This is a genomic window from Desulfuromonas sp. KJ2020 (assembly GCF_024197615.1).
Classification (GTDB): domain Bacteria; phylum Desulfobacterota; class Desulfuromonadia; order Desulfuromonadales; family SZUA-540; genus SZUA-540.
Genome location: NZ_JAKUKE010000001.1, coordinates 156,863 through 179,877, shown reverse-complemented (window position 1 = coordinate 179,877; position 23,015 = coordinate 156,863). Strand labels below are relative to the sequence as shown.

17 protein-coding genes are annotated in these 23,015 nt (G+C 56.0%); 12 read left to right on the top strand and 5 right to left on the bottom strand.

The window, feature by feature from the left end; genetic code table 11:
- From MJO47_RS00840 to MJO47_RS00785, 12 genes are all read left to right on the top strand, one after another.
- Entirely contained in the window at positions 1 to 2,385 is a 2,385-nt protein-coding gene (locus MJO47_RS00840) for a cytochrome c3 family protein (RefSeq protein ID WP_253959226.1), read from the top strand.
- 169 nt (positions 2,386 to 2,554) lie between these two features.
- On the top strand, positions 2,555 to 3,178 hold the full coding sequence (locus MJO47_RS00835) for a winged helix-turn-helix transcriptional regulator (protein ID WP_253959225.1): 624 nt from the start codon (positions 2,555 to 2,557) through the stop codon (positions 3,176 to 3,178).
- A gap of 7 nt (positions 3,179 to 3,185) precedes the next feature.
- Entirely contained in the window at positions 3,186 to 4,526 is a 1,341-nt protein-coding gene (locus tag MJO47_RS00830; RefSeq protein WP_253959224.1) for a flippase, read from the top strand.
- A 58-nt stretch (positions 4,527 to 4,584) separates the two neighbouring features.
- Positions 4,585 to 6,069: a hypothetical protein gene (locus tag MJO47_RS00825; protein WP_253959223.1), complete on the top strand. Its 1,485-nt coding sequence runs from the start codon at positions 4,585 to 4,587 to the stop codon at positions 6,067 to 6,069.
- A gap of 61 nt (positions 6,070 to 6,130) precedes the next feature.
- On the top strand, positions 6,131 to 7,402 hold the full coding sequence (locus tag MJO47_RS00820; RefSeq protein ID WP_253959222.1) for a radical SAM protein: 1,272 nt from the start codon (positions 6,131 to 6,133) through the stop codon (positions 7,400 to 7,402).
- Positions 7,403 to 7,428: 26 nt separating this feature from the next.
- The gene (locus MJO47_RS00815; protein WP_305882381.1) at positions 7,429 to 8,595 is read left to right on the top strand and encodes a DegT/DnrJ/EryC1/StrS aminotransferase family protein; all 1,167 of its coding nucleotides are present in this window, start codon (positions 7,429 to 7,431) and stop codon (positions 8,593 to 8,595) included.
- 74 nt (positions 8,596 to 8,669) lie between these two features.
- The gene (locus MJO47_RS00810; RefSeq protein WP_253959220.1) at positions 8,670 to 9,461 is read left to right on the top strand and encodes a class I SAM-dependent methyltransferase; all 792 of its coding nucleotides are present in this window, start codon (positions 8,670 to 8,672) and stop codon (positions 9,459 to 9,461) included.
- 15 nt (positions 9,462 to 9,476) lie between these two features.
- The gene (locus MJO47_RS00805; RefSeq protein WP_253959219.1) at positions 9,477 to 10,658 is read left to right on the top strand and encodes a glycosyltransferase family 1 protein; all 1,182 of its coding nucleotides are present in this window, start codon (positions 9,477 to 9,479) and stop codon (positions 10,656 to 10,658) included.
- Between the two features lie 67 nt (positions 10,659 to 10,725).
- A complete protein-coding gene (locus tag MJO47_RS00800; RefSeq protein ID WP_253959218.1) occupies positions 10,726 to 11,652 on the top strand; it encodes a glycosyltransferase family 2 protein in 927 nt (308 codons plus the stop codon).
- 58 nt (positions 11,653 to 11,710) lie between these two features.
- Complete coding sequence (locus MJO47_RS00795; RefSeq protein ID WP_253959217.1) at positions 11,711 to 12,775, top strand: glycosyltransferase family 2 protein; 1,065 nt, start codon at positions 11,711 to 11,713, stop codon at positions 12,773 to 12,775.
- On the top strand, positions 12,775 to 13,851 hold the full coding sequence (locus tag MJO47_RS00790; RefSeq protein WP_253959216.1) for a DUF2304 family protein: 1,077 nt from the start codon (positions 12,775 to 12,777) through the stop codon (positions 13,849 to 13,851). The genes MJO47_RS00795 and MJO47_RS00790 overlap by 1 nt, the downstream gene beginning before the upstream one ends.
- A 12-nt stretch (positions 13,852 to 13,863) precedes the next feature.
- Positions 13,864 to 15,771 (top strand): tetratricopeptide repeat protein, encoded by a 1,908-nt coding sequence (locus tag MJO47_RS00785; protein ID WP_253959215.1) that lies wholly within the window; start codon positions 13,864 to 13,866, stop codon positions 15,769 to 15,771.
- Between the two features lie 60 nt (positions 15,772 to 15,831).
- Here MJO47_RS00785 and MJO47_RS00780 read toward each other — a convergent pair whose 3' ends face one another.
- The 5 genes from MJO47_RS00780 to corA are packed head-to-tail and all read right to left on the bottom strand — an operon-like array spanning position 15,832 to position 22,898.
- On the bottom strand, positions 15,832 to 17,295 hold the full coding sequence (locus MJO47_RS00780) for a deoxyribodipyrimidine photolyase (RefSeq protein WP_253959214.1): 1,464 nt from the start codon (positions 17,293 to 17,295) through the stop codon (positions 15,832 to 15,834).
- Between the two features lie 19 nt (positions 17,296 to 17,314).
- Positions 17,315 to 18,544 (bottom strand): SLC13 family permease, encoded by a 1,230-nt coding sequence (locus MJO47_RS00775; protein WP_253959213.1) that lies wholly within the window; start codon positions 18,542 to 18,544, stop codon positions 17,315 to 17,317.
- Positions 18,541 to 19,401, bottom strand: coding sequence for a mechanosensitive ion channel family protein (locus tag MJO47_RS00770; RefSeq protein WP_253959212.1), 861 nt, complete (start codon positions 19,399 to 19,401; stop codon positions 18,541 to 18,543). Before MJO47_RS00770 ends, MJO47_RS00775 begins: the two co-directional genes overlap by 4 nt.
- A gap of 13 nt (positions 19,402 to 19,414) precedes the next feature.
- Entirely contained in the window at positions 19,415 to 21,793 is a 2,379-nt protein-coding gene (locus MJO47_RS00765) for an ATP-binding protein (RefSeq protein WP_253959211.1), read from the bottom strand.
- 31 nt (positions 21,794 to 21,824) lie between these two features.
- Positions 21,825 to 22,898, bottom strand: coding sequence for a magnesium/cobalt transporter CorA (gene corA, locus MJO47_RS00760; RefSeq protein WP_253959210.1), 1,074 nt, complete (start codon positions 22,896 to 22,898; stop codon positions 21,825 to 21,827).
- Between the last annotated feature and the right edge of the window lie 117 nt (positions 22,899 to 23,015).

Below are 23,015 nucleotides of genomic sequence, written 5' to 3'. Positions count from 1 at the left end.
ATGCAAACGAAGAAGATTCTATTTTACGGGGCAATGCTGCTGAGCGCGGCGATGCTCTGGGGTTGCGGCAGCAGCGGCTCGGGAGGCTCCAGTGTTGACCGCCCCGAAGGTGAGATTGTTGAAGTAGGCAGCTCCAGCTGTAAGCAGTGCCACGGTCTGGTGACCCACAACGAAACCAATCCCATCTGGTCTGCCGGTAATGACCTTGTTGGCGTAGTGCCCAATGCCCTGGTCATCAGGCATGAATGCGAAGATTGTCATGGCGGCGGCAGTGCCCACCATGGTACCTACGGTCAAGAAACCATCCCGTATCCCATTCCGACCGCCGAGCGCTGTGCTGTCTGTCATGAGGAGACCGAAGAGGTTCTTGCTTCCACCTTTCATATCGCGGGAGATATTCCTGCCTGCGCCAGCTGTCACGCACCGCTCGAGCTGCTTCACGCTGAGTGGGCTGACGTGACTGACCCAGCAGGTGTGAATACCGTGAAAAGGGAGAGGCTCGCCTGCCTTGAGTGTCACAATAATCCTCAGGTGGCTGCCAATCCGTTCTATCCTGAAATCTACGAGCGTTTTGAGACTAGCCGACACGCCAGCCAAAACGCCCGTAGCGGGCTTTGCAGCGCTTGTCATAGTAACGAGGGCGGCATTGAGCTGCTCGCTATGGAGCGCATGATCTCAAGGGCCGATCTGGCTACTGCTTATACCGCTGATACGGTTGATGCCTACCTGCTGCCGGTTGGTTCTGATACTATCGACGGCGTGCAGAAGAAAACCTGCGCTACTTGCCATAATCCCCATGAGGCCAATCTGCGTGGCGATGGCGACATTACCGCCTTCATGCTGGGTGATACTGGTACTACTACCCAAGAAGCAACGGTGGTCTTCTCGGCAGAATTCAACCTCTGTACGGCTTGCCATATGGTTGACATCGTCGCTACCAACACCGGTTCCGGCAACAATGGCCGTTTCATTTATGAGTATGAGCTTTCCGATGCCTACAGTGCCGCCAATCTGATTGACGCAACCAGCGGTACGTACGATTTCAGCAATATCCCCTTCTATCATGATGGGGCCAGCGGCAATGGCCGTACTATGATCGATACCCACTTTGGTGGCGAGATTCTCAGCCATCTGGTTGACTTCGCCGGTGGGGACACGGATATCACCATCAAGGGCTACAACGTCAACGCTGGCGCTCGCAACGCTTGTACGTCCTGTCATGACCCCCACACTGCCGGCAAGATGCTCGCCGAAGTGGGTGGCACCTATGCAGGCGCCGACAACATTGATAACCCGGTCATCGGCTATGCGGAAGGCCTTGGCGACTTCCATAACAGCTATCAGACCACCGTATCCTACCGTCAAAGTGGTTGTGCTCCCTGCCACACGGGTGACAACTATGCGGCTGTAACCCTGGGGGTAGATCCTGATGATTCCTGGAGTTGGGGTACTCTTAGCTGCCGCGCCTGCCACGATCTGGCCATTCCCAATACTGAGTTTGGTCTCAATAATGCACCTGAGTTTGCCCAGGTACGCGAGTTCCCTTTAGATCATGTGTTCGCTTTCAATGCGTTGGTAGATGGTGCTGTTGAACTCAGCGGCGGTGTTGTGGTGCCTGTAGCTGACCTCGGTGTAAACCAGATCTGCTTCGAGTGTCACAAAGGTCGTACTCCTGGTGTCGATGTGACCACCCTGACCGAGGCGGAAGCCGGAACAAGGAATTACGACATCTCTTACCTGCACTATGCTCCCTCCTTCGCTATCCTCTGGGGGGCCGATTCCGGCATGGTAGCCACGTATCCCGGAGAAAGCTACAGTGGTAGATTTACTCACGGTGGCACACCGTTCGGTTGCGTAGATTGCCATGATGTTCACAATACCAATGAAAACCACGCAGCCACCAACAAGATGACCAATCCTGAATTCAGTTGTGCCGGGTGCCATGGAGAAGGTCAGGCTTTTGATGCAGTTGATCTACAGGCGCGCACCCAGCTCTTCAGTGAGCGTCTGCTGGATACCATCTTGGTCGCCATGGTTGCTGCTGATGGGCAGGTAGGGCTTAACGCTACTCTGCAGGCCAAGATCGATTCTCTGCTCGACAGCACCTATCCCAACGTCGATTATGCCAGCCAGGAAGAGGAACTGATGGCATATATTCAGGAACGTCAGGTGTACTTCCCGAGTATTGCTGTTGCCCACGCTGCTACCACCTGGAAGGTCTTCACCTATGAAGACGGCGCACCGCACGGCCAGACCCACGGCCATGGCGGTTCCTGGGCGCACAACAGCAAGTTTGCTCGTGAAATGATGTACGACGCCATTTTAAGCCTGAGTGGCGATGTAACCGGTCTAGATGTAACCGGTACGCTGAGAGACACTCCCTAAGTCATAAGGGTTGTCCTATTGATTGTCATGGGCGGGGGCTTGTCCCCCGCCCGCTTTTTATCCTCTCCATGGTTTTTCCCATAACAAGTTGTTCATTCCGTGAACAATATTCCTTTATCTGCCTGAATTAGCTTGCAAATACATCCTTTTTTGACGTATTGTTCGCAGTATGAACAAACATCCCAAGAACAATTCCGAGTCCCTCCGTTCACTGTTGCTGATGGCTGAGCTGGAGGAAGGCAGGCCCATATCCCAGCGGGAAATCGCTGCCCGTCTCGGTATTGCCCTGGGTTTGGTTAATACTTACCTGAAAGCCCTGGTGAAGAAGGGCTACGTGCAGGTCAAGGCCTATCCCCGCAACCGCTTCGCCTATCTCTTGACGCCCAAAGGTTTCGCGGAAAAGAGTCATCTCGCCTACCGGCATCTCAGCAATTTCAACAAGCTCTACCGCATCACCCGTCTGGACAGCCTCGCTCTGTTTGATTCACTTCGGCAGCAAGGAGCGGTCAGGGTGTCGTTTTGTGGCGTGGACGACCTGACGGAGATCGCCTATCTCTCGCTGAGGGAAGCCGGCTTGGAGCTGGCTTCGGTGATGGATGACGAAGGGGTTGGTGGCAGCTTTTTGGGGGCGCCCGTTGTGTCGCTGCCGGTGGGGGTCGAAGCTGGCGATATCCCAATCCTGATCACTTCCCCGCCACGCGTTGGTCACTTCAGATCGATTCTGCTCCAGTTGGGTGTCACCGAGCAGAATATTCATGCGCCGTCTTTTCGTTATGACGAGGTGTTTCGGTGAGCTTTCGATGAGCAGGACATGGGGCCAATTTCTGCCGGAGGTGGTGCGGTCGAGACTTGCAGGGCTGCAACAGGCAGCATCGTCCGCCGTGGTCAGCAATGCCGGCTGGCAGTTGGCGGACAACCTTCTGCGCATGGCGGTTGCCCTGGTGGTTGGCATCTGGCTGGCCCGCTATCTGGGGCCGGCCCAGTTTGGTCTGTTCAGTTACGCGGTCGCTTTTGTCGCCCTGTTTTCGTCCATTTCATCGCTGGGACTCGACGACATTATCGTGCGCGATATTGTCCGTACGTCTGCCGACAAGGAGACGATCCTCGGTACGTCTTTCACTTTGAAGCTGGTCGGTGGTGTTGTCGCCCTGCTGGCCGCACTGGGAACCATTTTTTTCCTGCGCCCGAATGATGGTCTGAGTCAAGGGTTGGTCGCCATCATAGGTATCGGCACCGTATTTCAAGCCTTCAACGTGATTGAATTCTGGTTCCACTCGCAGGTGCAGGCCAAATACGCGGTCTTGGCCAAAAATGCCGCCTTTCTGCTCTGCTCTCTGGGGAAGGTCGTGCTTATTCTAGTTGGCGCACCTCTTGTCGCCTTTGCCTGGATCGCTTCGGCCGAGGTGATGCTGGGTATGTCCGGTCTGATACTGGCTTATCATGTTCGGGGCAACCGTGTCCTGCACTGGAATGTTCAGCTGAAAAAAGGGACTGCTTTGCTTAAAGACAGTTGGCCCCTGATGTTGTCCAGTGTGGTCATTGTCATCTACCTGCGCATCGACCAGATCATGCTTGGCGACATGGCGGGAGATTCGGAAGTCGGCATCTATTCGGTGGCTGTGCGCCTGGCCGAGGTGTGGTATTTCATCCCGTCCGCCATTTACTGGTCGCTTTTCCCCGGCATAGTGGAAGCGAGGGGCGTTGGCGACGAGATGTTTTTTGGGCACTTGCAGCGGCTTTATAACTGGGCCGCTCTTTCGGCCTATGCCGTAGCCCTGCCTGTCACCTTTGTGGCTCCCTGGCTGGTTTCCACGCTCTTCGGTGAGGCTTACGCCCGCGCTGGGTTGATGCTCTCGGTACTGATCTGGTCGAATGTCTTTACCAGTCTGGAGATGGCCCGAAGCGGTTTTTTGACCGCCATGAACTGGACCCGTCTTTATCTGCTGACCGTGACTTTAGGCTGTCTGCTGAATGTAGGCCTCAATTGGATGCTGATCCCCAGATACGGCGGCATGGGCGCCGTGGTCGCTTCTCTGGCCGCCTACTGGTTTGCCGCGCATGGGTCGTGTTTCATCTTTAAGCCTCTGTGGCGGACAGGTGTCATGCTGACCAGGGCTCTGGCGTACCCAAAGGTGTGGTAGGTCGAGGGCGAAAGTCCGTTACCGTAATCAAGAAGATAACTGTATTGGAGAATGAAAGATGAGCTCTTTCGATAAAGCGATCAGCCGCTTTGGCGCGGCCCTCTCGGAGTCAGGCAGGGCGAAGCCCCAGGAAGTCAGCGAGCGGGACTGGGTGCTTGTCTTGCGGCTGGCCGAGCAGTTGTTTCTGAACCCGACCCGAACCAGTGAAGACCTGGCCGGTGAATTGCAATTGGCCCGACAGGAGCTGATCCGCCTGTACGGCATCATGAAAAATGTTCGGGAGATTCAGGACGCCTGGACTTTTGAGTCGCCCTTGCGCCGGCGGATCAGTTTTCTGCGGCGGGAGTTGCTCCCCGAAAACGCTCCCCTGCTCATCTCGCTGTTTCAAGGGGATGTCTGTCCACCGAATCAGGTGGAATTCCACCCGGCCCTGCATTGCAATCTCCGCTGCAGGGCGTGTCCGAACTGTCAGCCGGACAGTAACGGGGACTGGCATTTCATCGGCTATCCTGAACTTGGTGAGCCCCTGACGGCGGATAGGCTGCGGTTGATTCAGGATGTTTTTCTGGATATGGGGGTGGAAAGTTACAGCTTCGGCGGCGGCGGCGAACCGTCGCTATCCGACTTGACGCTATCGGGAATTGCCCATCTTCGCGAGCGTAGCAGGAACGCAGAAATCTCCCTTTACACCAACGGCATTTTCCCGGGAAGTTGGGGGCAGGCAGAATGCGAGATTCTGGTCCGAGGTCTCAATAAAATCCGCTTCAGCATTGACGCCGCCAATGCCTGGGAGTGGTCGCAGTACAAGGGCCGGCGCTCTGAGCTGTTTGAAACATTGTGGGAGAATATTGAACGCGTCGTTGCGGCCAAACGCCGGGTGGGGAGTCCTACACGCATTGGCGCCAGTTGCCTGGTGTCCAGCTATACGTCCAGCTTGGAAGCCTTTCTGGAACGCGCCAGAAATACCGGCTTGGACTTTTGTGATATCAAGGAAATTGAGACCTGCTACGGGGAAAAATCTGAGTACAAGGCGGCCAATCTGGCTGATGACCCATCCTTTGTCGAATTGCTGGACAAGATTCGTTCCGGGTTTTTCTCTCCCCTTGATGTGGTGGTGGACGACAATTTGCAGCGTCCAAACGACAGGTCGATGGCGCAAGACCTCTCGCCTACCCGCTGCTGGGTTTCCATCCGTGGCCGCATGCTCACCATCGGACCCTACGGCGAATTGCATCCCTGTTCGGATGCCGCCAACCCGGGTTCGCAGTATCGGCGATCGCACAAGGATGCCATCGGGCATCTGACAAAATTCGAAAACCTCGACGAATTGAAAGGTGAATTCGCCACCGTCTGGTCGAACAGTCTCGCCAGACGCACGGCCCTGTCGCGCAGCGCCTGTGCTTATTGCGTTCCGTCCCACAACAATTACAACCTTGCGGTGGAGAAGCTCTATCAGGACTGGCAGTACGGCATCATGCCCGCAGAGCAGCCTTTCGCCGGTGTTCAGGATCACTATCAGGTCTCGCGGGGCTTGAAGCGCTAGCGAGGCAGGTAGATAGTCGTTGTTTCTGCAAAATCACACCATGCTATAGTGGAGCCATACTATGAATTCCAAGGTCGTTCTTTTTAATCCTCCTTTCTACCGCTTTATGGGTAGTCACAACAACAAGGCCCCGATAAGCCTCTGCTACTTATCTCGCATTCTGGAGGATCAAGGTGTCGAGCATTGTGTTTATAACGGGGATGCGACTGCCAGCAACATCCACTGGAATTTACGATATCTCTTTGACAACTTTGATACCTATGTCGATGCGGTAGACGGCAAGGGGTCTCTTTACGGCGAGGTTATGGAGAACCTCCTATCGATGAGTCCTGAAGTCGTCATTATTATGGGCGCCGATCCTTTGGTGCCGACCAAAGACTGGGGCAATCCGTTTATTGCGGCTCATTTTTCCAGAAAGTTGCGTGAGCTAGGCATTTATACCATCGGCATTGGCCCTTACTTTTATCTGGATAATGAGCGCTTCGTGTCGGATTTTGACTGCATCCTGGCCGGAGAACCTTCGGATAGCGTACTGGAGGCCCTGCAGAATCGACCGAAAGGGACACTTCCAGCCAGGAGGATCGCCACCGACATCACGCCCAATTTCAGTCGGCTGGTACCGTCGGGGCAGCTGTGCCACGCCGTCTTCAGCTCCTTTGGTTGTTTCGAGAAATGTGGTTTTTGTGTGGCTGGGCAGTCTTATCGGAAAATGGGTGAAGGTGTACGGTTTGTGACCGATGAAACCCTGGTCAGAGATATTCTTTCACGGCCTCACGGTGGCCTGTACATTCACGATCTGAACTTCGGAATTTATTCTGAAAATGCTTTTAGAAAACGGGTGGAACTGCTGGAACAGCATGATATTCCCAAAAATTATTCCTTTGCGGTCGACTGTCGTCTGGACGGCATCGATGAGAATAAACTCGAACTTATGAGGCGAATGAATATTACCCACCTCAAGCTCGGCATCGAGAGCCTGTCCAATGACGTACTTGCCTCCTATCAGAAAAATCAGACCTTTGACGATGTTGTGGAGAAATTGGCCCTGATCAAGAAATGGGGCATAAAGATCGTTGCTTATCTGCTTCTTGGGGGTGACGGGGCGGAAAATGTCGACCATGAGGCAACCATCGCCATGGCTCGAAAACTGGAGCCGGATTTTGTGGTGCCCAACGTCTGGGCCTACGACCTGCGCTTTGATTACCGGTATGATACCCAGTTCTCACCGGTAGCGTTGGAACGGTGGCATATTCGGAAAGAGGTCTATTACAAATATCTCGACCTGCAGAATGAGTTCAACCCGACCCTGGGGAAACTTTTCATGCGCGACTGATCAGGGGAAAAGCTAACGATGACTGCATGACAGCGGCGGATTTTGGAGGTTTAGGTGTGATTCCGGTGAATGAGCCATTGCTCGATGGCAACGAAAAAAAATATCTAACTGAATGTATCGAAACGGGATGGATCTCCTCCGAGGGACCTTTTGTGGCTCGCTTTGAAAAAGAAATGGCGGCCCTGACGGGACGGCGTCATGGTATTGCAGTCTGCAATGGCACCGCGGCCCTGGAGGTCGCTCTTTCCACACTGGACTTGAAGCCGGGCGATGAGGTGGTAATGCCGGCTTTCACCATCCTCTCCTGCGCCGCAGCCGTCGTAAGGCGGGGGGGAGTGCCGGTGCTGGTCGACAGTGACCCGGTGACATGGAACTTCGATCTGGAAAAGCTTGAAGCCAAGCTCAAAAACGAAATTGGCTGCAACAATAACCGGCGAATCAAGGCGATCATGGTAGTGCATATCTATGGGTTGCCCGTGGACATGGATCCGGTATTGGAGCTTGCCTCGCGATATGGCTTGAAGGTCATCGAGGATGCCGCGCAAATGCATGGACAGCAATACAAGGGGCGTGCCTGTGGCAGTTTTGGTGATCTGAGCACCTTCAGCTTTTATCCCAACAAGCATATCACTACGGGTGAGGGGGGGATGGTGCTGACCGACGACGATGCGCTGGCTGAGCGTTGTCGATCTCTGCGCAATCTCTGCTTTCAAGCGAAGAAACGCTTTGTCCATGAAGACCTCGGCTTCAACTATCGCATGACCAACATGCAGGCGGCCCTGGGGGTCGCTCAGTTGGAAAGAATCGATGAGTTCGTTGCCCGTAAAAGGCAAATGGGCAGGCGCTATACCGAAATGCTCGCCGGGCATGAAGGCTTGACCTTGATGCCGCTCCGCACCGATTACGCAGAGAATATCTATTGGGTGTACGGGGTGGTTCTGAAGGACGGGATACCTTTTGATGGGGAGGAGGCCATGCGCCGACTGGGGAAGGAAGGCGTTGGCACCCGTCCCTTTTTTTGGCCCATGCATGAGCAGCCGGTTTTCAGAAAAATGGGTCTTTTTAAAGATGAACGATTCCCCATAGCCGAATGGTTGGCCCGGCGCGGTTTTTATATCCCCAGCGGGCTGGCGTTGACCGATGAGCAGATGGATGTGGTTGTAGAGGCTATGGAGAAGGTGATTTCTATCTGAAACTGATGTTCGGCAGGGGGCCGTCGGTTTTTGAGATATGGTGACACATTTTTCCCTGGAGCAGGAGTGTCGAAATGGCCGTGTTTGGTAGCTATTCCCGTTACTACAACCTCTTTTACCAGGACAAGGACTATGCTGGGGAAGCAAGGTTCGTCCATGAGTTGATCCAGCGACACCATCCCGGCGCCAGGGGTCTGCTTGACCTGGGTTGCGGCACAGGGCGACACGACTTCCTGCTGGCTGGGAATGGATATGAAGTGACAGGCATTGACCGTTCGCAAGACATGCTGGCGGTAGCCACCGAGCAGGCAATTAAGGCGGAAAAGGAGCAACGATCCTCTTATCGTTGCCCGGTTTTCCATCAAGGCGATATCAGGCATATTCGTCTGGATTGCCACTATGATGTAGTTGTCTCTCTTTTTCATGTCATCAGTTACCAGACGGGTAACGACGATCTGCGATCAGCCTTTGCTACGGCAAAAGCTCACCTGAAGCCAGGGGGAGTTTTTATTTTTGACTGCTGGTATGGTCCGGCTGTGCTGACAGACAGACCGGTGGTCAGGGTCAAACGTCTGGAGGACGATGAGTATGCCGTGACGCGGATCGTGGAGCCGGTCATGCAGGCCAATACCAATGTGGTTGATCTGCATTATGAAATTCTCGTGCGAGAGAAATCGAGCGGTAAAACGCAGGCAATCAGAGAGATACACCACCTGCGCTACCTGTTTAGAACGGAGATCGAAATACTCTTGCAAGAGGCTGGAATGACACTGCTAGCGGACGCTGAATGGATGACAAACCGCCCCTTGGGTTTCGATACCTGGGGTGCCTGTTTTGTGGCCCAACGGACAGAAGGCCGCGGCTGAGCCTGAAGGATGGAAATGAAAAAAATTGGCCTTTATCTCGAGGTAGAGCCCCATTTTGGCGGGACATTTCAGATCGCTCAATCGATGCTCGAAGCATTGATTGCTCTGCCGTCCGACCGGTTTTCGGTCGTGGTGGGATATGCCTCTGAACAATGGCTGCCTCACCTTGAAAAGTACGAGGTTGCCTCGGTACCGATTCCGTTGGGGAAGTGGGGGCGGGCTGCGGGCCTGGGTTGGACGCTTATGGGGCTGCCGATGGGTCTGTGGCGGCAAATGACGCCACATTTTCATCCTGTTGCCAGGGCTCTGCTGAAGGAGGGTTGCGATCTTTGGATTTTTCCCTCATATGATCAGCGCAGCTACCAGTATCCGGTCTCGGCTTTGGTCAGTATTCATGACCTGATGTATCGCTATGAAAGACGTTTTCCAGAGTCGGGCTCCTGGTGGAATTTTTACAACAAAGATCGGATCAATCGGAATAACTGCCGTTGGTCCACAGGTATTCTGGTTGACTCAGAGTTGGGCCGCCAGCAGATGGTCGAGGCCTATGATATTGCCCCGGACCGTGTTCACCCTTTACCTTTCATCGCCCCCAGCTATATGCACTCAACCCGAGTGCGCCCCGACTTCGATGAACAGTACCGCCTACCGGATAAATATATCTTTTATCCTGCCCAGTTCTGGTGGCACAAAAATCACAGTAACTTACTTAAGGCTGTCGCCAGCCTGAAGAGCGAACTGCCTGACTTGAAGGTGGTGTTGTCCGGCGGCCGCCAGAACGCCTACGAGGCAATAATTAAGCTGGTGCATGAGCTCGGCCTTGAAGGGGATGTGATATTTGCCGGGTATGTTTCTGAGGAGGATATGCCCGAGTTTTACCGTAGAGCACGAGCCATGGTGATGCCGACCTATTACGGCCCAACGAACGTTCCTCCCCTGGAGGCTTTTTCTGTTGGTTGTCCGGTAGCGATTTCGGGTCTATACGGCATGCCGGAGCAGGCCGCCGGCGCTGCCCTGCATTTTAATCCTGACTCGACTACGGAGATCGCCGAGTGTATCCGGCGGCTGTGGACAGATGATAGCCTCTGTCGGGAACTGAGCGAAAAGGGAAAAAGACGGATTGCTTCTTGGGGGCAAAAACATTTCAACACAAGGTTTAAAGAAATCATCGCGGTGGCCGTTGCGAACCCGCGCTAAAAATATGGCTAATAGATCAAAAAGCGCTTCAAGGGTTCAACTTTTCTGTGCGGTCTAACGGATGGCCATGGTCGATATTTTGTTGGCAACATATAATGGCGAAGCCTGGCTGGAAGAACAAATTGCCAGCCTGATGGCGCAGGACTTTCAGGACTGGCGTCTGCTAGTTCGGGATGATGGCTCCAAGGATGGCACTTTGGCGTTCCTCCGGGCGCAGCAAACGCGGCTGGGTGACCGGTTAATCATTTATGAAGATGAGGGAACAAACCTAGGGGCTGCGGGTAACTTCGCACGACTCATGGAGCGAAGCACGGCGCCTTATCTAATGCTTTGCGACCAGGATGATGTCTGGCTACCGGAAAAAATTAGTCTGACTTTTGCCAGGATGAAGGAATCCGAGAAGGCCTACGGGGCGGAAACACCTTTGATGGTGCATACAGACTTTGGCATTGTGGATGACAAATTGAGTCCGATAGCTGACTCAGGTCATCGTTTTCAACAGATAAACGCTGAGCGAGGCGGTACGCTGGGCCGCCTGCTGGTGCAGAATGTCGCGACTGGCTGTACGATCATGTTGAATAAAGCCCTGCGCGAGCTCGCCCTGCCGCTGCCGGCGAACGCTCTTATGCATGATCATTGGTTGAGCCTGGTTGCTGCCTGTTTCGGCAAGATTGTCTATCTGCCCGTGCCGACCCTGCTCTATCGCCAGCATGGGGGCAATGCGGTGGGGGCACAAGCCTGGAATCCCCTATACGCAGCCCGATTGTTGTTTAGGCTTTCCCTGGTCGGTGAGGTAATGGCTCGCAATCGCGTGCAGGCCAAGGCGTTCTATGAACGATACAGAGATATTATGGGGAGCAACGAGCGGGCCACGCTGGACGCCTTTATCCGCATGCCTGTCTTCGGTTTTTTCGAAAAGCGGCGGGCCATTTTAAGATATGGGTTTTTCTATAGCGGAGCCATTCGGAATATTGGCTGGATGCTTCTTTGCTGAAGCTATTTCCGAACAGAGGACAGCTTCCAGAGAGATGGACAAAAATGGCAGGAAGGGAATGGATGTCGCTTTGATGGACAAGGTTTCAATAATCATCGTCAATTGGAATGGTCGTAACCATTTGGCGACGTGCCTGGACAGTCTAGCGGCTCAAAGCTTTAAAGAGTTTGAAGTTGTTCTGGTGGATAATGGTTCCATTGACGGTTCGGTGGAGTTCGTGCGTCACGCATACCCTTGGGTCCGTCTAGTGGAGCTGCCGGAAAATACGGGGTTTGCGGCCGGAAACAACCTGGGGTTCAACCAGGCCCGCGGGGAATACATCGTTACCTTGAACAACGATACGCAGGTGGAGCCGGATTGGCTGGAGCTCCTGGTCCAGGTCGCCGACGATCATCCCCACGCTGGAATGGTGGGGTGCCGGATCTGTTCGTTCACCAATCCGGATGTCATCGACTCACTGGGGCTGGCCATTTGCAAGGATGGCATGTCCCGGGGCCGGTTCCGTAACAGACTCTGGTCGTCTCTAAATCTGCCGGCCGTGGAGGACATCCTTATTCCGAGTGCTTGTGCGGCCTTATATCGCAGGGCCATGCTGGAGTCGGTCGGGTTTTTCGATGCAGACTTTTTTGCCTATGCTGAAGACACTGACCTGGGATTGCGTGGCAGACTGGCTGGTTGGGGCGCTGTTATCGCCACCGGGGCCGTCGTCTATCACAAGTATTCGCAGACCAGTGGCAGCCTGTCACCCTTCAAGGTGTATCTGGTTGAGCGCAATCATTTTTGGGTGGTCCTTAAAAACTTTCCCTTGAATTTCCTTGTGATGCTCCCCTTTTTTACTGTCTGGCGCTACCTCGAGCAAGCACAGGCGGTATTGGCCTCGCGTGGTACAGGCGGGGAGTTCCGTGACGGTGATTCCCGGGTGGAACTTGTCGGGGCGCTCCTGAAAGGGATATGGGATAGTTTGCGGGGGATGCCGCAGGTGCTGCGCAAGCGCCGTCAGCTAATGCAGATGAGAAAACTGACCGGGCGGGAGTATGCCCAGCTGTTACGCCACCATGGAATTACCTTCAAAGAACTGCTCGATATGCCAGCACAGGCGGCATCACAGGGAGACGCGACCTAATGCCGAACATTTTTGTTTTCGACAGGATTCAGTTCTTTTCCATTCTCTTTAGCCTGTTTATCTTTTTTTTCATTTTCAGCCTGGTGAAGAACCGGCGCGTCAAGGAGGAATATTCCATCCTTTGGTTCGCCATGAGCCTTTTTCTTCTCTACCTTTCCCTTGATCGCTTCGCCATCGATCGCCTCGGCCAGCTGTTCGGTATCGCTTACCCTCCGAGTGTTTTGACGCTGATGACCACGGGGTTCACGTTTCTCCTGCTCATCCATCTGACGGTGGTCGTGACGAGACTCTCCGAACAGAACAAGGAGATGATCCAGGAGCTTGGCCTTAACCGATTGTCATTCCAGCCGAAAGAAGCCGATCTGCTGGTCATTGTACCCGCCTACAACGAGGCGAAGGCCATTGGCCAGGTCATTGAGGATCTGCGTTCGATCAACCTGCCCCTGGATATCCTGGTCGTCAACGACGGTTCTGTCGATGCGACCTCGGCGCAGGCCAGAGCCAGCGGTGTGGCACGGGTAATCGATTTGCCGAAAAATCTCGGGATTGGCGGGGCCGTGCAAACTGGCTTTAAATACGCGGCCACCCATGGCTACAGCCTCGCCATTCAGTTCGATGGTGACGGCCAACACCTGGCGAGTGAAATACCTGGGCTACTCAAGGCTTTGACGGCGGAAGAAGCTCAAATGGTGATCGGCTCGCGGTTTCTCAAACAGCAGGCGGGGTATCGTTCGACCTTTGCCAGGCGTATGGGCATTCGTCTTTTTCAGGTGGTCAATTCGCTGCTGATCGGTCAGCGTGTGACGGATAACACATCGGGATTCCGGGTTTATGGACGAAAAGCGATTGAGTTTCTGGCCAGGCATTACCCGGTGGATTATCCTGAGCCGGAAGCGGTGATACTTTTGGGCCGCAATGGTTTCCGCATAGCCGAAGCCGTCACCTTGATGCGCGAGAGACAGGGGGGAGGCTCGTCGATTGCGGGTATTACAGGGGTCTATTACATGATCAAAGTTCTCCTGGCGATTTTGATGACGGCACTTCGTAAGCCGTTAAAATCGCCTGAGGAAGCATAGGAGCGAGGAACGATGGCGGAGTCGAAAAATAAAAGCTGGGAGGGAACCGGGCGAGGAGATCTTGCGGCCTTTGTCGGAATCTGTCTGTTGGGGATACTCATATATGCCCATACCCTGCAGGTGCCCTGGTATATGGACGATGTGCGTGCCATCGTGGAAAATCGCACGATCCATCAACTTTCAGAGGCTTGGGAAGACCTCTTTTCTGGGAGGGGTTTTGCCAACCTGACCTTTGCCTTCAACTACCACTATGGCGGTACGAAAGTGGTCGGTTACCATATCGTCAATATTGTCATCCATCTGGTGACTTCATGCCTGGTCTTTCTCCTGTTCAAGCGAGTCTTTCCATCACGCTATCTGCTCGCCCTAGGGGGAGCTCTCATCTTTGTTGCCCACCCGTTGCAGACGCAGGCAGTGACCTACATCGTGCAACGCATGACCAGCCTTGCCGCCCTGTTTTTCTTTCTGGCCCTATATTTGTACGTGCGGGCGCGGGAGAACACGGATCATAAGGAAAGCCGACACTGGGTATTTTACGGCAGCGCGATAGTCTGCGGTGTTCTCGCCGTTTTCTTTAAACAGAACACGGCGGTATTGCCGGTGGCAATCATCCTCTTTGATCGCTATTTCTTGGCGGAAGAGCGGCGTCTGTCCTGGTCGAGACAGTTCTGGTATGTCGCGCCATTTGCTATTGCTCCCATTGGATTGGCGGTGACCAGTCTCCTGCTGCCGGCGCTGTCAGGCGAGGGGATCGCCAATGTCGGCGGTATGCCGGATTTGGTCCATCTCCGGCACCTCTCGCCCCTAAACTATCTGGCCACCGAATTTTCCGTCATCTGGCTTTACCTCCGGTTACTCTTTGTTCCTTACGGTCAGGCTCTTGATTACGATATCCCTATTGTCGCCACAGTGTGGGAAGCCAAGACCTTAATCGCCGCCTTAGGAGTTGTGGCCCTGCTGGCTACGGCTGCATATATGCGGAAACGGCTGCCGTACCTATCGGCCGGTATTCTCTGGTTCTTTTTGGGATTGGCGGTAGAGTCCACTATAATTCCCCTGGATCCTGTTTTTGAACACAGACTCTATATCCCGATGTTCGGTTTTGCGCTGGTCGTGATGGCCGCGCTTGCTCGGTTGCCGGGTCGAGGCGCTTGGGTCGGAACATTTTTACTCGTCGCTGCTCTGTCGGTTTTGACCTGGCAACGAAATGATCTGTGGAATGACCCTGCCGCTTTTTATGAAGATAACCTCCGCCGGGCACCTCGCAGCGAACGTGTCCATCTTGATTTGGCCAATGTGTACAGAAAACAGGGGCGCTTGGAGGAAGCCCAGCAACTTTATGAGCGGGCCCTTGAAATTAACCCCGATTACGTTTTGTTACACATTAACCTTTCCATGGTTTACGCCGCCCAGAAGCAGCACAAGAAAGCGGTGCAGATTCTTTTGGAGGGAGTTCGCCGAAACCCTTCTCATTTTAAGCTCTACAATAACCTGGGTGTTTTATATAACTTTCAAGGCAAATATGCGGAAGCTGCCGCCTATCTGCAGAAAGGGCTGATGCTGGAGCCGTATAATGCCACGGTGTATTTTAATCTGGCCTTGGCCTACGAGCGTTTGGGCCGCTTGGAGGATGCCATCTATCATTACCGGCGTTCTCTGGAACTGGACAGGTCAGACCCGATGACCTATTTCAATCTTGGTGTTGCCCTCAATAAAAAAGGAGAGTTGAAAGAAGCGCTACAGGCTTTCCTAGTGGCAGCACAGCTGAACCCAAACCACGCAGGTACCCTCTATAATGTCGGTTTGACATACCTTGATCTTAGGGACGTTGCCTCGGCGCTTAACCTGCTGCCCCGGCTAAGTGTGCTCAATCCGGAAATGGCAAAGCGTCTTCAACTGCGGATTAGTGAATTGAGGTAGGAACCAGAAACTTTTCTTTTGGGGGTATGCCTCAGCCCTGTCTGTGCAGACCGAATCCCCCTACTCCCCATAAGTCTCCAGATACGTTCTTACCCGCACCTTTTTGGCCGTACGTTCCGAACTCATCGTGCGGATTTTGCCGAAAATCGGCCGCTCCCCCCAGGGGCGGTCGTAGCGTCCCAAGCACCAGAAGATGCCGCTGGTCGAATTCGGGTCGCGGCCGTCGAGGGCGTAGCGGTTGTTGAGTTCGATCATCACTTCCAAGGCCTGCCGGGGATGGCGGGTCCATTCGAGTATCTTTTTTCCCCAGAGCATACGCAGATAGTTGTGCAGGCGCCCCTCGCGCACGAGTTGGCGCTGGGCGGCGTTCCACAGGGGGTCGTGGGTGGTTGCGGCGGCGAATTCATCCAGGGTGTAGAGGGTTTGGCGCGGATCGTCGGCGTGCGCTTCGAGGCTGGCCCGCGCCCAGGGCGGCAGTGATTCGTAGCGATCGTAGAGCGGGTTGAGCGCGCACATGTTGAAGCCGAGCTCGCGCCAGGTGATGAGCTGATCGAGGAAGGCTTCGGCGTTGACGTCGAGCCCCCACCAGCCTTCTTTCTGCCCTCGCGGTTTGCTTTCGAGGCGGTGAGGAGACCAGCCCTGAGTCTGCAACAGCTCGTGGACGATCTGGTGGGCGCTGATATGGCCGAAGTGCAGATAGGGAGAGAGCCCGCTGGTGACCTCGGCTTCTGGTTCGTTGCGTTCATTGGCGTAGCGGCTTAGCTTGTGCTGGAGAAAGTCCTCCATGTTTTTTTGGGCTGCGAGGGGGCCGCCTTTAATGTCGACAGGGGGTACGCTGTGGTCGAGGGGAAGCTCGGCGAGCACCGTTTGCGGCTTCTGAAGTCGTTCGACAGGGCAGGCCGGCCAGCGCTGGCTTAACTCTTCGGGAAGCGGTTTCAGCTCGGGCAGCGGCAGTCCCTTGAGAGGATCGGCCTGGGGGGGGCTGAGCAGGGGGCCGACCAGGTTTTTCTGCAGAAAACGGCGGAAGGCATAGGCTGAGGGATAGAGGGTCTCGGTGGCTCGCAGGGGCAGGATGCCGTTGCTGTCCACGGCGGTGAAGGCCACAGGGCATTGCGCTGCGGCGGTCTGGAGCATGTCGGGCAGAATAAAACAGGGGAAATCATCGCTGACGATGGCGCAGGCAGACCGGGCGAGAAAAAGGATGAGTCCCTTTGCAGCGCCAGGATGCGGCTCCACATAGGGGTGATAGGTGACAGGGCTATCTCGCAACAGACGGGCGTTGTCGGCCATGCCGTCGAGGAGAAAAGTATGGAGGCGATCGCTGGCCCAGGGATAATCACAGCGCAGGCTCTCCACCACCAGCAGGGGACGCTGGTATTTCAGGGCGAGTTCCACGGCGTGTTGCAGGGCGAAATTCCAGTGCGGGCGCCGAAAGGCGACCATCCAGTAGAGGACGAACTGCCCCTCGGGCCGCGGGGCCTTGTCGTTGAGAGAGCGAAGGCGCAGGGAGGGAACGGCGGTCATGAATCATCCTTTCTCGCGGCTAGCCGCCAGCGATCATTCCAGCCCGCCACCAGAGCCACAGGGCGGCGACGGTGAGGGTCGCCAGGGTAACGGGGATGCCGATGCGGGCATGCTCACGCCAGTCGATGGTGATACCAAGCCGGGCGGCCTGGTCGACGACGATGATGTTGGCGATGCTGCCGACGATAAGCAGGTTGCCGGCCAGAGTGCTGGCCAGGGCGAGGACCGGTCCGGCCAGGGGGTGGGTGGCGGCGGGCAGCAGCAGCAGGGTGGCCGGCACGTTGGAGACGAGATTGGCGAGGGGCACGGTGACGGCGAAGAGCCAACCGGGCTGGTGCAGATCGACGCCGGTGGCGGCGAGGGCCTGCATGCCCTGAGCCAGCAAGCCGGCATCGGCCAAAGCCTGATTGACGATGAAGAGGCCAATGAATAGGACGAGTAGCTGCCAGTCGACCAGAGCCAGGATACGCCGCGAGGCGAGGTGACGGCTGCTAAGCAGGAAGCCCGCCGCGGCCAGGGCCAGCAGTTCCCGAGGCCAGGGCGCCACGAGAAAGGCGGCGACCAGCAGAATCAGCACGAGAAAACCCTTGCGTGTTTGCCAAGGGTCATAGACGGGCGCCTCGACCTTCAGGGGAGGCAGCTCGCAGTGCCAACGCCCGCGATAGACGCGGGCGATGATCCACCAGGTCAGGCCGAGACCGAGCAGGGCGGGCAGGCCGCCGTCGAGAAGATAGCCGGCAAAGGACAGCTCGAGACTCTGGCCGATGAGCATGTTCTGGGGATTGCCGATGAGGGTGGCGGCCGAACCCACATTGGCGGCACAGGCCAGGGCCAGCAGAAAGGGTCTGGGGTTGAGTTGCCGCCGCAGGCAGCCTTCCACCAGCATGGGCGCCATGGCCAGGCAGACGATATCGTTGGCGAGCAGGGCCGAGAGCAGGCCGCTGGCAGCAATCATCAGGGCCAGCAGACGTTCGGGGGAGCGATCTGCTGCGGCCAGCCCCAGAGTCAGCCGACTGTAAAAACCGCCGAGCCGGAACTGGGCGGAGACGATCATCAGGCCAAAGAGCAGGGCGATGGTCGGCACATCGACGGCCAGCCAGGCTTCGGTCAGGGTCAGTTGGTCGGTGACAAGCAGCAGCAGGGCGCCAAGCAGGGCAATGCCGGTGCGGTCGAGGGCAAAGCCGGGCAGTCGGCCGAGGATCATGCCAAGGTAGACAAAAAGGAAGACGAGCAGGATGGTCCAGTTCACGGAGTACTCTTCTCCGCTGGGGCCGGCGTCGCAGGCAAGGGACCGGTAGCCTGAAGGCTCTTATTGGCCTCAGCCTGAGGCAGCAAACCCCGCCGATTGATCTCCTGCTTGATACGCTCGGTGATGTCGCTGGCCATCAGACGCTCCAGACGGACGTCGAGTACATAGGCCTTGATCTTGTAACGGGTGAGAAAGGTGAAGTCGAAATGATCTTCAACGATGATGGTGATCGGTTTTTTCAGATAGACGTAGGGTGAGCAGGCCGCCGCCTCCCAGGCAATCTCCCGGACCGTCTGGGTGTCGATGGCGGCCGGCAGCAGAAGCTCGGTGACGATCATCTCATCGAGTTCTCCCGTGTTGGAATTGGAAACGGCCTGGCCCAGCACCATGGAGTTGGGCAGGGTGACATAGCTGTCATCGAAGGTATGCAGGGTGACGGAGCGCAGCCCGATATCGGTGATTTCCCCATAATGATCCCCCGCTTTAACCATGTCGCCCACCCGAAAGGGGCGGTCGAAGAGGATGAGGATGCCGGCGATGAGGTTGCGGATGAGATCCTGGGCGCCGAGGCCGATGGCCAGGCCGGCCGAAGCCGTGATGGCCAGCACCGTGTTCATGGGAGGTTCGAGGATGGAGAAGGTGATGGCCGGAATGGCGATGAGCCAGGTCAGCAGTCGCAGTACGGGAAAGAGGCTGGAGATGAATAGGCGGTAGCGGGAAAACTTGTCGGCCAGAATTTCAGCCAGTTTCTGCAGGGCCCGTGTGAAGAGCCAGACGGCGACAATGACGGCCAGGGCCACCAGCAGGCGGCTGTCGCTGAACAGTTCGGTAATAAATTTAGCGGTTTCGTCTTTCATATGGATTTCCCCGTCAGTAGAGGATGTTCTGGGATACCAGGATATCGCTGACCGGCCCGACAAAAATCGGGTTGATGGTATAGCGGCGCCCGAGACCTTCGGCTTCGGTTTCGGCGACGTCGAGCAGATTGATCTGCCCGAGATAGTCGAGGGTCAGCTGGCTGCGCAGGGGAGAAAGGCGGAAGATTTCACTGTGCTCTCCCACTGAGAGCCCTCCATGGCTGATGACCTCGGAGAGGCTGAAAAGGTAGAGGCGATCGAGACTCTTCACAAAGCGGTAATCGATCCGGCCCAGCGGGCAGACGCGGATCTCCTTGCTCTCCAGGTCATAGTGGACGCTCAACTGCCAGTAATAGAGCGCGGCGTGGATATTTCCGCCACAGGCCTCGAACATCTGCCGAAAATATTTCTCCTTCCGCTCTTTTTGTGCGGCGGCCAAGTCTTCTTCGGAAGCGTCTTCGGCCACTTCCTTATCCTTTTCCGGCAAAAAATGCAGTTTGTAGCCGGTGGTGTGCTGGCGCAGCAGCAGCATGTCGCGGATTTCGGCGCTGCTGTGGAAGAGGGTCGGTATCTGGTGGGTGAAGTACTGCCCAAGCCGCAGCTGATAATCGAGGCGGATGAAGGGATATTGCCGGAAGGTCATCAGCCACAGACAGTGTCCCCGGGTCGCCAGGAGCACGTAGAGAAAAGCTTCGGCGGCCTGGCGTCCGCCGATGGTGCGCAACAGCAGATTATGGCCATCTTCCACCAGCAGAATAAACGGCTCCCGGGACCGAATATAGGCCACCACATCCGTCAGCGAGACGAAAGGGGGAGCCTCTTCGAACCATTGTGCAAAGAGGGCGAGCACATCCTCTTCGCGGCGCAGCCTTTGTCCGATGACCTGTCGGATTAAGGGGTGCCTGGCGCCATATTCACTGGCGAAGCAGTTGACCAGGGTGGTCTTGCCGCTGCCTTCCGGGCCGGTGATGGCCACGCTGCAAGTGCGCCCTTCCTGCCAGCGATTCAGCACCTCGGAGAGCGTCTCCATCTCTTCATCACGGCCGACGAGAAACTCCCGGCTGCGCAGGGGGCCTGTGTTGAAAAGGCGCCGGTAAACCGGGGGAAGATTTTGGCTTTGCCGGGCCAGTTCGGCCTTGGAAGGAAGATCGGCCATGCGCAGCAGTTCTTCCTGCGCCGCCCCCTGCTTGACGGCCAGAAAAGGGAGGACCGCCGCCGCTTTTTTCCGCAGCTGCGCCAGCAGCCCTTTGGCCTGCTGCTGGTCGGCAGGGAGATTCAGCTCTTTGCTCAGGCGCTTGAAGCGGCTACGGATGGCCAGGAGGCGCCGATGAAATTCCCAGCGCAGGCGCGCTCGCCAGAGGCGGGCTTTGAGCATGTCTTCGTACAGGAAGGAGGCCAGCCGCTCGTGTTCCAGGTCGAGTTGGGCGGGGAACTCTTCAAAAAAAGAGACCAGGGGCGCATCGACTTCCTGCAGGCTGGCAGCGGTCTGCTCCAGAACCTCCATGACCAGCTTGCGTATCTCCGCCAGCTTGCCCTGCCAATCCTCGGCCGATAAGGTTTCCTCTTTGTCTTCCTGGCGTTCAATCCGCAGCTCATTGAGTTCTTCGATGGCGGCCGTCAGGTTGAAGCGCAGGTTTCGCCAGCTATCCCCCAGCTTTTCTTTGGCCTTCTCGAAAACGGCCTCATAATCCTTGACCAGGCGGTGTTGACTCACCTGCTGCCGGTCGGGCAGGTGCTGACGGGCAAGCTGCTGGGCCGGCAGACGGATCTGGCGATAGCGTCGCTGCAATTGCCGTCGGGCCTGCCAGAACAGGAAGCGGTTAAGGGGGGCCAGGGAGGAGGCGCAGACCCGCTCGAGAAAGGCCGTTTTTTGCCGCGCGAAGATGCTCTGGCCATGGAGGGGCTCGGCGTCTTCCTGGCGGGGCTTGATCAGGACGATTTCCTGCGGCAGTTTTTTGATACAGGCCTGGTAGCCATCATAAATCTGTTCTAGGCTCTGCCCGACCGGGCGGCGCTTGGCAGTGAATGGTTTGAGCGCCTGGTCAAGCTGATAGCGTACGCGCTGATAGAGCCACAGCATCTGGGCGTCGATTTCACTCTGCAGTTTTTTGGTCGTCTTGTCATCGCCTGCCTGCCCCTGGGCCGTCTCGTCGAAGGCGGTGGACAGTTTTTCCCGGCTCTTCGCCAGGTCCTCGGCCGCCTTGTCGAGGCTCTGGGACAAGGCATTCTGGTTTTTTTCGAGGCGCGCCAGGGCGTTTTGTCGGGCGGCGACGAAGGCGGACTCCAGGTCGGTGAAAAACTGCTCCAAAAGGGGCAGACCGTCTTCTGTGCCCAGAAAAGAGTCCCGTTTGGCCCGGCGCTCCATGAGGCGCTGGCAGCTTTGCTTCTTCATAGGACTATCCCGGTTGATGAGGATGAGGGCTTCACAGCCATTTTCTCCTTTTAAAGGCAACGAAAAGGCCCAGGCCGATGGCGATCATAATCAGCCAGAAGGCGGGATAGCTCCAGCGCCAGGTGAGTTCGGGCATGTAGTGAAAGTTCATGCCGTAGACACCGGCCAGAAAGGTCAGGGGAATAAAGATAGTGGCCATGATGGTCAGCACCTTCATGACCTCATTCATTCTGTTGCTGAGACTGGACAGGTACAGGTCGAGCATGCCGGCGATGATGTCGCGGAAGGTCTCCACCGTGTCGATGACCTGGATGGTGTGGTCGTAGACGTCGCGCAGATAGATCTTTGTCGTGTCGCTGATCAGGTCGGACTCGTCCCGCTGCAGGCCGCTGATCAATTCGCGCAGGGGCCAGACCGATTTGCGCAGCAGAATCATCTCGCGCTTGAAGTTGTGAATGGCGTGCAGCGTCTCCTGATCCGGTTCAAGGATCAGCTCATCCTCGAGATCTTCAATCTGGTCGCCGATCTGTTCCAGTATGGAAAAATAGTGGTCGACCACAGCGTCGATCAGGGCGTAAGCCAGGTAATCGGCCCCCAGCTTACGGATGCGCCCCTTGTTGTTGCGCAGGCGATCCCTGATCTTGTCAAAGACATCCCCTTCTTTCTCCTGGAAGGAAAGCACGAAGCGGTTGCCCAGGATGAGACTGACCTGCTCGGTGCGGACCTCACGGCGCTCCTGATCGTAAAAAGGCATTTTGAGCACAATAAAGGCATAATCGTCAAAGGCTTCGAACTTGGGCCGGTGATCGGTGTTGAGGATGTCCTCCTGGACGAGGGGGTGAAGGCTGAAGCAGTCACCAATCGTCTGGATGGTCGCCGGTTGATGGATGCCGTCGACGTTGATCCAACTTACGGACGGGCGGTCTTTGAGGGCACAACAGGCGGCGGCTTCGTCGGCGGCAACGTCCTGTTCCTCCAGTTGATGGGCATCGTAGTCGATATAATGAAGGCGAACAGATTCCGTGCGTTTCTCGCCGACATGAATCAGGGTGCCGGGTGCCGAGCCGGCGGGTTTGCCTCTTTTGCGGACGAGTTTTCTGGGCATGTGCCGACCTTTCTGTACCTAAGCGCTTTAAATGATTTTATTATGACGCTTTTTGCCGGAAAATCAAAAGATATGAGGAAGAAGGCTCCCCGGGCAGGGGCAAGGGTGGCGCCCGAA